At 40.9% G+C, this 12,613-nt stretch carries 9 protein-coding genes and 2 pseudogenes; 3 read left to right on the top strand and 8 right to left on the bottom strand.

What is annotated here, in order from left to right:
* Positions 1-5: 5 nt before the first annotated feature.
* The 3 genes from GGQ95_RS11300 to GGQ95_RS11310 form a co-directional block, all read right to left on the bottom strand.
* Positions 6-1,376 (bottom strand): MATE family efflux transporter, encoded by a 1,371-nt coding sequence (locus GGQ95_RS11300; RefSeq protein WP_183186793.1) that lies wholly within the window; start codon positions 1,374-1,376, stop codon positions 6-8.
* Between the two features lie 277 nt (positions 1,377-1,653).
* A complete protein-coding gene (locus GGQ95_RS11305; protein WP_080861075.1) occupies positions 1,654-2,919 on the bottom strand; it encodes a two-component system sensor histidine kinase NtrB in 1,266 nt (421 codons plus the stop codon).
* A 154-nt stretch (positions 2,920-3,073) separates the two neighbouring features.
* A complete protein-coding gene (locus GGQ95_RS11310) occupies positions 3,074-4,255 on the bottom strand; it encodes an alanyl-tRNA editing protein (protein WP_183186794.1) in 1,182 nt (393 codons plus the stop codon).
* 609 nt (positions 4,256-4,864) lie between these two features.
* Here GGQ95_RS11310 and GGQ95_RS11315 point away from each other — a divergent pair.
* Positions 4,865-6,067: an MFS transporter gene (locus GGQ95_RS11315; RefSeq protein WP_183186795.1), complete on the top strand. Its 1,203-nt coding sequence runs from the start codon at positions 4,865-4,867 to the stop codon at positions 6,065-6,067.
* Between the two features lie 115 nt (positions 6,068-6,182).
* Here GGQ95_RS11315 and GGQ95_RS11320 read toward each other — a convergent pair whose 3' ends face one another.
* From GGQ95_RS11320 to GGQ95_RS11330, 3 genes and pseudogenes are all read right to left on the bottom strand, one after another.
* A complete protein-coding gene (locus tag GGQ95_RS11320; RefSeq protein ID WP_183186873.1) occupies positions 6,183-7,319 on the bottom strand; it encodes an MFS transporter in 1,137 nt (378 codons plus the stop codon).
* Positions 7,320-7,475: 156 nt separating this feature from the next.
* Positions 7,476-8,460 (bottom strand): annotated as a pseudogene (locus GGQ95_RS11325) (RNA-guided endonuclease InsQ/TnpB family protein).
* 41 nt (positions 8,461-8,501) lie between these two features.
* Positions 8,502-9,094, bottom strand: a pseudogene (locus tag GGQ95_RS11330) (IS607 family transposase).
* A gap of 483 nt (positions 9,095-9,577) precedes the next feature.
* Here GGQ95_RS11330 and ilvA point away from each other — a divergent pair.
* Positions 9,578-10,786, top strand: a complete 1,209-nt coding sequence (gene ilvA / locus GGQ95_RS11335; RefSeq protein WP_066149051.1) for a threonine ammonia-lyase — start codon at positions 9,578-9,580, stop codon at positions 10,784-10,786.
* Positions 10,787-10,816: 30 nt separating this feature from the next.
* Here the strand turns inward: ilvA and GGQ95_RS11340 are convergent, their stop codons facing one another.
* Positions 10,817-11,068, bottom strand: coding sequence for a DUF6154 family protein (locus tag GGQ95_RS11340; RefSeq protein WP_159719881.1), 252 nt, complete (start codon positions 11,066-11,068; stop codon positions 10,817-10,819).
* A 148-nt stretch (positions 11,069-11,216) separates the two neighbouring features.
* Entirely contained in the window at positions 11,217-11,468 is a 252-nt protein-coding gene (locus GGQ95_RS11345; protein ID WP_044745992.1) for a hypothetical protein, read from the bottom strand.
* Between the two features lie 123 nt (positions 11,469-11,591).
* Here GGQ95_RS11345 and GGQ95_RS11350 point away from each other — a divergent pair, with 123 nt between their 5' ends.
* Positions 11,592-12,356, top strand: a complete 765-nt coding sequence (locus GGQ95_RS11350; RefSeq protein ID WP_159719880.1) for an alpha/beta hydrolase family protein — start codon at positions 11,592-11,594, stop codon at positions 12,354-12,356.
* Positions 12,357-12,613: the final 257 nt, after the last annotated feature.

Below are 12,613 nucleotides of genomic sequence, written 5' to 3' on the forward strand. Positions count from 1 at the left end.
GCCGACTAAGCTTCTTCCGTTGCTTTTTCATGATGATTGTATTTTTTTTGGATCAGTACGAGCCGGCATGAAAGAAAGATTGCGCCAGCAGCCAATCCAGTAATTAATCCGATCCAGTATCCGAACGCTCGGGCAGCGGTAAAATTGGCGAGAATATATCCGACTGGCAATCCGATAGCCCAGTATGATAAGAAAGCAGCAATAAACGTGGCATTTACATCCTTATATCCCCGTAGTGCTCCTTGGATAGGGGCAGCTACTGCATCAGAAAACTGGAAAAAGATTGCATAAAGTAAAAATTGTTTGGTTAACAGCAGCACTTCTTGTTCACTTGTATATAAAGCGGCCACTTCGCCGCGGAAGAAATAAAGCAGCAAAGAAGTAATGACAGCAATGGCGACCGCCATTCCAACACCAAGTGCGCTATATTGCTTAGCATCGCGCTGCCGCTTTGCCCCGACTTCAAAACCCACGGCAATGGTTAAAGCCATAGAAACGCTTAGGGGAATCATATAAAGGAGTGATGCAAAATTGATGGCACTTTGGTGCGCAGCAATGGTCATTGTACCGAATTCGCTCATTAGTAAAGTTACAGCGGAAAAGATACTGGTTTCAAAAAAAATCGAAAATCCGATGGGAATTCCTATTTTCAGTAGTTCCTTCCATGCCAAAAGGGACAGCCGATATAATCTCTGAAAAATGTGATATCGCGAAAAGCGTTTTAATTTGTAAACCATAAAAAAAGAAAGACAACAGCAAAACCAATATGTAATGGCTGTAGCGTATCCCGCTCCGACACCACCTAATTTTGGAAAACCTAAGCGTCCGTAGATCAGCAAATAGTTAAACACAATATTAACGGGCAAAGCGGATAACGTAATCAACATGGTGATTTTCGTTTGACCGAGCGCGTCCATAAAGCAGCGAAGAACATAATAAATGAACAGCGGCACAATTCCCCAAGCAAGAGCGAATAAATAGCGGGAAGCAATGGCTTGCACGCTGCTTTCTAGTTTCATGCTTGTCAAGAGTCTCTCCACTCCTAGTGCGCCGATCAAAAGCACGAAGACAGCGATGGTAGCAGCTAAATAAACCGCTTGAATGACATAATAGGGAATTTGCTCATGCCGTTGGGCGCCAAGATGTTGAGAGATAATGGGGGTTAGGGCTAATAGGATTCCACTAATTCCAGTAAAGACAGGGACCCAAATATTTGAACCGATGGCTACTCCAGCTAAATCTTGGGCGCTGGCATGCCCCGACATGGTCACATCAGCAAAATTCATGGCATAAAGGCCGATTTGAGTGACGAAAACTGGAAAGAGAAGATGAAAAAATTGAATCATTTTTTGCTTGAGAGTAAAAGTTTGTTCCATAAAAGTCCCTCCCTCTTAGTGACGAAGCGGTATCAATCGCACAGGGGCCTTTACTTGATGGGCTGCTTCGTTAGTGTGATGGTTGCAATATCAATGCTTCAATGAAATTGCTGGAAATAGACCTTGCAGATTAAAGGATTTTTGAGAAAGTCAACGGGCGAACAACATCGCTTTCCGACAGATTCGCGAATCTATGGAGTAGCTGTTGTTTCATTGGCCGATAAAAAGCGGCCGAAAAATCATGAAAAATAAACAAAATAAGAAACTACCCCCCATGTTAAGAGGCAGCTTCCCGTTGATTGATCGGCAATTCAATGATAAAGCATGTTCCGTCTTCGCCGCTTTGCACTTTCATTGTGCCTTTATGCAATTCCACAATTTTTCTTGAGAGAGAAAGACCAAGTCCTGTTCCCGCTTCTTTTGTTGAGAAAAATGGATCAAAAATATGCTCAATAATCGTCGGCGGAATTCCTGGACCGTTATCTTGAAAATAAATTTGCACAATATTATTGTGCAGCTTGCTCGAAATAGCAATGCATAATGTTCTTTCTGTCTTTGCTTCAATCGCGTTGCGAAATAAATTGAGAAATACCTGCAGCAATTGATTTTTATCGGCTTCGACATCGTACATACCCAATCGTTCATCTAAATCAAAATGAACTTTAATATTGTGAAGCAGCGCTTCGCTTTGCAGTAGAATGCCTAAATCTTCAGTGATAAACTGATTAATGTTGATGTTATTTGTTTTTACTTCCGCTGGTTTAGCGATGTTTAGAAAGTCGGTGATAATGCCGTTTGCCCGATCCAGTTCGGGAATCAGCAGCTTATCAATCAGCGCAATAATTTTATCTGGAAGATCGTTTTTAAAAAATTGCAAATATCCCCGTACAGTCGTAAGCGGGTTGCGAATCTCATGAGCAATTCCAGCTGCAATGCGTCCTGCTACGGCCAGTTTTTCTGTTTCCTTCATCAAGTTAAGCGACTGAAACATGCTGATAACCCGTTTAATCGATCCATCGGCGTTATGAATCAAACGCGTATTTATAATGCCGTAATAGCGGTCAAGCACTTCCTGATTATAAATAGGTTCATTTTTTTCGATGGATTTAAGCGTCACAATGAGTTCATCAGGCAATTGCAGCAATTCGCGTATATGTTTGCCGATGACTGAGTCGCGGTTCACTCCTGTATCGTTGGCCGCCTGTAAATTACAAAGTGTGATCATACCGTTACCGTCCACAAAAACGATATGATGCGGAACAAGATCAAGGATCGGCGACAAAAACGCCTCAATTTGCTCAAATGGCAAGTCATTGCTTAAATCAACATCCAACTGCAGATGAGCGCCATTTTCATGTTGAACAGGGAGGAAGCCGATGATGGGCTCTTTTTGACCTCGTTTTTTTTCCATCGTCATCCCTAATGTATAGTCAGTAAATTCAAAAGGAAACGTTAATTCTTTGATAAAATTTTTATAGAATTGCAATTCTTTTTCTAATTGAGCAATCCGTTTATTTAATTGTTGATGAGATGTATTTAGCATAATTAGCCACTACTCCTTAATGAAAACAGCCTTCGTTAAGTAGTGTACAGAAAATTTTTTGTTTTCGCCAGAGGAAATCATAAATTTTGTAACAATTTTGTAATATAATATTTAGTTGTACGACAAAAAGATCTGGCCCAATGAATGATGGTGATCATGTATGGGTCGATAACCCATTTTGCAGCTGCTGGATAAAGGAAATTAACTCATCGTTAGTCGGAAAGACAGCCTGCGCTTGTCGGTCATTGCCGCCTCCTTTGCCATTTGTGGCTTCAAGCTGTTGTTTTAGCACATTTCCAGCATGAAAAGAATGGCTAGGGGATTTGACAATAATCAAACGAGATTCGGCTTTTGTTGCTAAGATGGCCGTTTTTTGATAATGAGTAACCACTTCGCTGGCAATGATTTGCAAGTCTTTGCTTGGAAGATCCTCATAGATGCGAAAAACAATGGAAGAATCATTCGCTTCTTGAACGATTCCTTCTGCTTCTATGCGGGCCATCATTTGTTTCATGTGCTGCAGCTGCTTTTGGTATTCCTTATTTTCTGCTTCTAGCTTGTATAGAACATTGGCAAGCATCTCTCGATGAGCGCCGAAATGCTGGCTTAATGATGTTAAGAGGCGATGGGATGTTTGATAATCGTCAAGCGCTCGCCTTCCACATTTAAAGAATAGGCGCGTCATCCCGCGATGCTTTTCCGTTTTAAGCAGTTTAATGATGCCAATTTCTCCTGTTCTTGAGACATGGGTGCCGCAGCAAGCGGAAATGTCAATTCCTTGAATTTCTACGACCCGAATATCTCCGTCCAGCTCTGGCAGCTTGCGGAATGGCAGCTTTTTTGCTTCTTCCTGTGATACGTAATAGGTTTTAATAGGGATGTTGTTATAAATCAACATATTGGCCTGATCTTCAATAGCGAGTAGTTGCTGCTCTGATAAAGTAGGGGTATCTAAATCAATCGATACGATATCACGGCCAAGATGAAAGCTTTTGGTATGCGCATCTAGTAGCTCTATGCAGACGGCCGAAAGTAGATGCTGGCCGCTATGCTGTTGCGTGTGATCCCACCGGCGCTGTGCATCTATTTCACAGTGAACAGATGATGAGGCCGGGAGCGACGATAAGCGATGATATACTTCACCGTTTTCCTCAAACACATCCATGACAGGAATCGCTTCAATGGTTCCACAATCAGAAGGCTGTCCGCCTCCTTCAGGATAAAAAGCTGTTTCTGCTAGAGTCACAATGTATGTATCTCCGTCCTTTTGGCTGCTTGTAATCGTTGTTTTCCAGCTTGTTATAGAAGGGGAAGTATAATAGAGCTTGATTGTCATATAGATCACCCTTTCTCTCTTATTTCTTTCTCATCTTAACCATATAAGATGGGAGTTTCAACAAAGATATTTCCAATTCTAACATATTCATCGAGAAGTTTCCTGCCTTTAACCTAAAAATCAATTCAAAAAAGAGCAGCGGATAGAAAAAAGCCCGTTGCTAAACACGACTTAAAGATTGAGAGAACAGAATCCGTAAAAAATCACGGTCAGAAGGCAGCTCCTCAAGCTTGCCTTTTCGTTACATATCGGCTGACAAAGGTAGGAACCCGTTGTTTTCTTCAGGCCTATTCTTAGTTCTATGAAGCAGCGTTGTTCGCTTCCGACTGTCAACGGTGAAAAAAAGTGTAAATTCCAGATCGATACAAGTGCTAGCACGATAAGTTCTAAAGGCGGCTGGTCCTTTTATATGGTTCGCTTCAACTCTTATCCATAACAATCTTTCTATTCTACCATATCACAAACAATAATACAGAAGTTTATTCAATTTAATTAAACTATGTTCTAAATAATCAATATAAATTTATGAAAAAAGGATCATTAAGAAGTAGTTTGCTAGTTGAGAAAATTATGATAAAATGTCAATGGAAAAGAAAGGGAGATATGGACATGTGGAGAAACAGAAATGTATGGATCATTTTGTCAGGAGAATTCATAGCAGGGCTTGGGCTATGGGTCGGCATTATCGGAAATTTAGAGTTTTTACAGAGGCACGTTTCTTCTGATTTTTTCAAATCGCTTATTTTATTTATAGGGCTGTTAGCCGGTGTTTTAGTCAGCCCGATGGCCGGGAAAATGTGCGACCGTTTTCCTAAAAAAACCGTTTTATTATATTCAGGGTTATTGCGGATGATTAGCGTTATTTTTATGATGCTCGCCCTTCATTTTTCTTCCATTGGCTGGATGATTATGTTTACCATTGTCATTCAAATCGCCGCCGCTTTTTATTTTCCAGCGCTTCAATCAACCATACCGCTCGTGGTGGAGGAGAGACAGCTTCTATCTATGAATGGCGTTCATATGAATGTATCGACCATTTCTCGTATTCTCGGTACAGCTTTAGGCGGCCTGCTGTTAGCGGTCGTTAGTCTTTATTTTTTATATATTGCCAGTTTTATCGCATATGGCTTGCTTCTTGTAGCGACCTGCTTTTTACAAGTGAGCGAAGAAAAAAGCCTCACTGGCCGTCAGCAAGGCAAAAAGGCCAATTTTAGCGAGATGATCCCTATATTAAAGCAATATCCGCTCGTCAAAATTTCCTTATTGCTGACGATTATCCCGACCTTATTCCTAGGAGGATTTAATTTAACGGTCATTAATATAAGTGAATTGCAACATGATAGCACGATCAAAGGCTTGCTATATACAGTAGAAGGAATTTCGTTCATGGTAGGGACGTTCGTTTTAAAACGGATTGCCGCAAAGTATGATATGCAAAAAATGCTATACGCCTTCTCTTTATTGATTGCTTTTGCGCATGTGTCCTTATATTTTGCCGATATCAAAATAACATCGCTTCTTTCTTTTGCTTTGTTTGGATTTAGTGTCGGCTGCTTTTTTCCAACAGTCGCTACCATTTTTCAAAAAACGATTCCGAAAGAATATCATGGCCGTTTTTTCTCATTAAAGAATATGCTGGATCGTATCATGTTTCAAATTGTTCTTCTTGGAACAGGATTTTTGCTTGATATGATCGGATTGAAAAATATGATGGTTGTATTCGGTGCGGTTTCTTTCATATTAGTCATTTATTTTTTTGCAAAAGAATCGCGACAATCGGTCACTGTTCAAGGCCACGATTCATCTCTGTAAAGCTTGTTCTTTTTAGATCTAGAGGCGAGTTTTGCTGACAAATGGCTATGTTGGAATAGCCAGCTCTTATTAATAAAGAAAGATGTCCCAAAACCAAATGTTTTGGGACGTTTTTTTATGAAGCGGTTTGGTGCTTCTCTTTTTGCTTATACACAAATAAATAGTAGCAAGAGAGGGCCAAAACAGACAGGATCACTCCAGATATATAAGGAAGGGTGATGGTAATTGTAAATAACCATCCTGCCACTGGAGGACCGATAATGCGTCCTAACGAGTCGAAAGAGGAGAGAAATCCTGTTGCGCTCCCTTGACCTCCGTTTGTCTGTTTCGTAATAAGGGAGGAAAGACAAGGGCGAATCATGCCATTTCCGACACCAAAAATGGATAAATATAGAGCGGCTGTCCAAAAGTCATGAATCAGTAAAATCAGGGCAAAGCCAGCTGCCGAAATCACAATGCCTGCTTGAATGACTCTTCCCTCTCCAAAGGCGCGAATCAGCTTGCCGATGAGTCCTCCTTGAATAAGAGCGCTGGCAAGTCCCATGATCATAAAAATATATCCAAGCTCCGTCGAGTGAAGATGGGCCCGTTTTGCTGCGAAGTAAGCAAAAGTGGCTTCAAGACCTGATAATGAAAAAGAAATAAACCATTGTAGAATATATAAGAGTAGGATCGGACGGTTAAGATCTTGCCAAATGGAAGCCGATGGGGCCACTCGATTTGCTTGTGCTTGCTCCTTCGTAAGCGATTCTTTTAAAAACAAAAACACGAATAATGAAGTAAGCAAAGACAGGGTTCCAGCTATGAAAAACGGCGTATGTAAGCTTATTTTTGAAAAAATTCCCCCGATGGCTGGTCCAAAAATAAATCCAAGTCCAATGGCTGCACCGATCATTCCCATTCCTTTCCCTCTCTCCTCAGGGGAAGTAATATCAGCCACATAAGCCATTGCGGTTGGCATCGTAGCGGAAGAAAGAATCCCGCCGACGATGCGGGCTATAAACAGCAGGGAAAGAGTTTTCGCCACAGCGAATAAAAAAAAGGAAAGAGATAAACCTATAATTCCTACAAGTAAAATCGGTTTGCGGCCATATTGGTCCGAAATGCGTCCCCAGATGGGAGCGAACAGAAATTGCATCAAAGAATAGATAGACATAAGCAGTCCAAGTTCCGTTGGGGTGGCGCCAATGCTTTCGGCAAAAAACGGAAGAACCGGGATGATAATGCCAAATCCGCACATGACTAAAAACATAACAGAAAATAAAAGTGCTAATGATGTTTTCAATAAGCTTCCGTTACGCAAAACTTACAAAACTCGACAAAAGCCTTGTGAAAGTTTCTGTTTGCTTCATTCATCGCGCCCGATTTAGCCAAGGCTACTCTCGTTTGGTGTAACGCTCCAGAGGCTTCACTTCCCGCGTAACTCGCGGTACGAAACAAATGCAGTATATTTCGATAAATTTATGCTCGCATTCAAATCTCTGTCGATACTTATTCCACAAGCATCACATCTAAATGCTCGTTCAGATCATTTCAATGATTTCTTTAAATATCCGCATGAACTACACATTTTTGAGGATGGATACCATTGGCTTGCTTCGATAAACTCAATGCCATATGCCTCGCACTTATGTTTTAGCTTTTGCTTAAAAAAGCATACAGGCGTTGTTGTTGTATCGCTTTTGATCAATGGCGGTTTTTCTTATCCCTTTAATGTTTAGATCTTCCATTATGATTCGAGTGGGCTTGGTTCTCACCAGCTCATTTGACCCTTTTATTTTCATAATCCTCGCGGATATGTTTCATCTGAATGCGCAATTTCTGCATTTCAAGTTTTGTCATGTTGCGTGTTTTGACGTAACGGATTACACCTCCTTCTTCTTGGATTTTGTTCCTTTCATACTTTCTCGAACATTTCCGTTGCAACCGACGGAAACGCTTCTCTAACCGCTTTAATCGTTTTGATTGGGTTACATGGGGGTATATTGTACCATTTGAACAAACAACGATTGAACAGGAATTTCTCCTTTTTCTGACAGAAGGGGATCCATCGGACTTTTTCAATATACACATGTGTATCGCTGAATTTAATTTTGGCTGTATCTTGATAGAACGATGGTTTGTTTTGTTTCTTGTTTTTTAAACTTTGGCTTATTTGCTTTTCCATTAAAAAACTTCTTATATGCATCACATAAATCTTTAATCGCTTGCTTGGCAATATTGTTGCTATAATCATACAACTATTTGTAATCAGGATTTGTCTGTTTTAATGCCGTTAGCTGTTTGCGCACATCTCCATCTTTGATGAAATTCCCGCCGTTTTTATCGTTATTTTCTTGCTGTTCTAATGCCCAATTGTACGCCCATCGAGCAACACCAGCGCAACCAAACAGCTTGGTGCGCTGTTTATTATTTGGTTCTAATCTAAATTTTCCTAGTTCGTATCATCGTGAAGCAACTCTTTTATTATTTTCTTGGCTCTGTTTGCTCGTTTCCCTTGAAGCTTACAACTAAAAACGGTGATCATTTGTACTAAATCCTCTACTAACTCTTGTTCTTCTGTCTTTTCGGTGTTGTCAATAATTTCAATCTCTACGCTATAGCAAGCACATATATGCTCCATCAATTCAAAACCAAATCGAACCAACCTGTCTTTATAAAGAACAACGATTTTTTCCACCCTATTGCTACATATTAAATCAATTCATTTCTTTAACCCTTGTTTCGAATAGTTCATCCCGCTACCGATGTCCTCGATGATTTCAAAAGAATAACCTTTTGCCATCATATATGTTCGAACAGCTTCAACTTGACGCTCTAGGTCGTCTTTTTGCTTTTTGCTAGGGACTCTGCAATACCCAATTCCTTTTTTCTGCACTTTTTGTTTCCTAATACTTGATTCAATTGCTCGTCGGAATAGTATCTAAATCCAGACGGAGCAATATATGCAGGTTTTAATACTCTTTTTTTATCCCAATTCCTTAATGTCCGTTCGCTTTTTTCGATTAACTCCGCAAATTTTCCTATGCTATAATACGCGCCATAAAAATCACCTCTATATACAACTTACCAAAAGTGAATAAAATGTATATAGTTTTATAAAAAATTATAGAAATATTTTAATTGTTTACGCCCTCCTTATCATCATCGAGCTATTTGTAAAAACGAAGAGCCAGCTCTTGGCATGTCTCATGTCGCAGCAAGATCACGGATGTTGACATCAACCTGTCGTCTCCAATGATGAAATGCCGCAGAGGTTAGTCTCTTTTCTTAAAGCATGAGGGCTTGATTTTTTCTCAGCGAACAACAACGAAAGGACGAGTCATGATTGATTTGCCTCTTTCATCATAAAGGAATGAATGGTTATTTGCCAAGTAAAGGCGAAAGAAGAAAAGCAGATGCAAACAGGTAAAAGTACGGGCTTTTCATCACTCATGATAGCATATCGCTTAGAGATTCGATATAATGACAATGCGTGGATTAAACGATAAATAGTTAGGTGATGAAAGGATGCTAACACTTCAAGATGTTTTACAGGCAAGGGAAAAAATGAAAGGGACTGTTCATCACACTCCGTTGGAGCATTCCCAAACATTCAGTCAATTTTCTCAAAACGAAGTGTATATGAAATTGGAGAATTTGCAAAAAACGGGATCTTTTAAAGTGCGGGGGTCATTCAACAAGATTATGACATTAAGTGAAGAGGAACGGAAACGAGGAGTGGTGGCGGCATCGGCGGGAAATCATGCTCAAGGAGTCGCCTATTCAAGTGCGATGATTGGCATTCCTTGCACGATTGTCATGCCGAAAGGGGCGCCTTTAAGCAAAGTACAGGCGACACAAGGATATGGAGCCGAAGTCGTTTTGCATGGCGATGTGTTTGATGAGTCGCTGGAATATGCTTTACAATTGCAAAAAGAACGTGAAGCGACATTTGTCCATCCCTTTGATGATTTAGCGGTCATTGCTGGTCAAGGCACGATTGGTTTGGAAATTATCGAGCAGCTGCCTGATGTGGATGTGGTGCTGTGTCCAGTAGGAGGAGGGGGGTTGCTCGCTGGATTAGCCTTTACATTGAAGCAACTAAAACCATCGATTCAAGTATACGGAGTGGAATCATCGGCATGTCCCGGCATGACGGAAGCGCTTCGCCAAAAAAAACCGGTGACGATCGTCTCTGCTGACACGATTGCTGATGGGATTGCCGTCAAAAAGCCAGGTGGCATCACATACCAATACATTGAAAAATATGTCGACGGAGTGGTTTGTGTAGAAGAAACAGAAATTTCAAGAACGATGCTTTATTTACTTGAACGGAACAAGCTGCTTGTAGAGGGATCGGGCGCTTGTCCGCTTGCGGCGTTATTATATCATAAAGTCCCATTCAAAGGAAAAAAAGTTGTCGCGGTATTAAGCGGAGGAAATGTGGATGTTACATTAATTTCCCGGATCATTGAACGCGGTTTAGTGGAGTCAGGACGGTTTGTCACATTCACCACGATCATTTCCGATAAACCTGGACAGCTCAATAAACTGCTTCGCATTATTGCGGAATTGGAAGCTAATGTCATGTCCATTCATCATCAGCGCATTGGAGCAAAGGTATTGCCGGGTCAAGCAGAGATTCACTTTTCACTTGAAACGAAAAATCAAGACCACATTCATCGCGTCCATCAAGTGTTGATCAATGAAGGATATGATGTAGAGTTTTTTCAATAAAAATAAAAGGGTGGCGGCCAGCCATCCTTTTTAATGAATAATAGAGGAGGAAGACCACTTTGTTTGTCCGGCTCCTTCATTGGCCATTTTTGCTTTCAGACATTCAAGAATGTAAAGGCCGACCATGCCGACTAATTCGGTTTCGTCCATATCTTCAATCAGTTGCAGCAAATCTTTTCGACTCAACTCTTCTAAAATAGACATGGTCATGATTTCTGCGTCTTCTTCGTCTCCAGTCAGCCGATCTTTATAATATTCATACAATTCATCAACAAATTTCATCAATAAGTCCTCCACAAGGCTAATGGCCCTTCATTTATTGCGCCCCTCCTCCCCATGATCCTATCAGGAATTGTCTATTTCTTGCTTATTTCGTTATGGTTGATCAGTGTTTTTTAGTGATTTCTGATCAAGAGGAGGGCTCTTCTTTTTACTTCATGTCAGAAAAATGCTGTGCATGCTTAATGAACATTTCCTGATTTTCAATGAGTCCGCATGCGGCACATTGAACACGATAGCTCGGTCCGCGGTAAGGCAGATGGAAAGGATCAAGGGAATCATTGGTATATTCTTGTTCAATTTCACCTGTTTGCGGATGGAGCTTGACTGCCACGGGACGCTGTTCAATTAAGTTAAAGCGTGTTCGATTCGTTTTGCAATTTGGACATAACATTGGTTCCAAATGGCTCACCTCCGTTTATTATCTTTTAAAATAAAAGCATATATTATACATAAAATCACTCATTTTTCCTATCTACATAAAAAATTGACAAGGAACGAATATAAAGATAAAGGGGAAGAGAAGATGCAAAAGGCCATTACGTTAGTGCATCGCGGAATGACACTTCGCGGAATGGAACATATTCCTCCACGAAAGGAAGGTGAAAAAGTTCCGGCGGTCATTTTATTTCATGGTTTTACAGGGACGAAGCTTGAGCCGCATCGATTGTTTCTTAAGTTGTCGCGGGCGCTAGAGAAGCAAGGAATAGCGAGCTTTCGTTTTGATTTTCTCGGAAGCGGGGAAAGCGACGGGAATTTTGAAGATATGACTGTATCAAGCGAAATAGCAGAAGCGCACGCCATTCTTGATTTTGTAAAAAAAGATGAGCGCATTGATGCGACGAAGATTTGTTTGCTTGGTCTTAGTATGGGAGGGCTCGTAGCGAGTGTTTTAGCTGGAGAAAGAGCGGCTGAAATTCATAAGCTTATTTTACTAGCGCCGGCAGGAAACATGTATGAGCTAATGATGTATATGGTTAAGCAAAACAAGATTGATATCACTGCTCCTTATTATGACCATGCGGGTAATTTAGTCGGTCGCTCGTTTTTAGAAGATTTGAAAACGATCAATGTATTCGAACGAGCGAAGCCGTATAGAGGTCCAGTCTTACTGATTCATGGCACGAATGATGATGTGGTCCCTTATCAAGTAAGCAGCCAGTATCAGCAGAGATGTTATGGAGAGCAAGCAACCATTCACTGGATTAACGGTGCAAATCATACGTTTGATCGGCATGAATGGGAATGCGAAGTGCTTGATAAGGTACTACAATTTGCCTCGATTTATTAAAAAACTTATTGTTTATTTTGTCAGGATGGTCTAGCTTCCCACAAAAACAGTGGATACTTATTGAATGTTTCGTCGCCTGCTCCTACCGTAGAAAAAGCCTTGATGTTCATCATCGATGCCGGATGGTATCACAAATTGTATCTTCATACTCGTGGTGCTAGTTGGGGAGATGATCCTGATTCCTTCCATATTCGCTCTCATGTGAACCGCCGAGAGGTCGGCGCGCGGTCACGCTTTGATGTGACCAAGGTAAGCCG

Source organism: Anoxybacteroides rupiense, assembly GCF_014196195.1.
GTDB classification, from domain to species: Bacteria; Bacillota; Bacilli; order Bacillales; family Anoxybacillaceae; genus Anoxybacteroides; species Anoxybacteroides rupiense.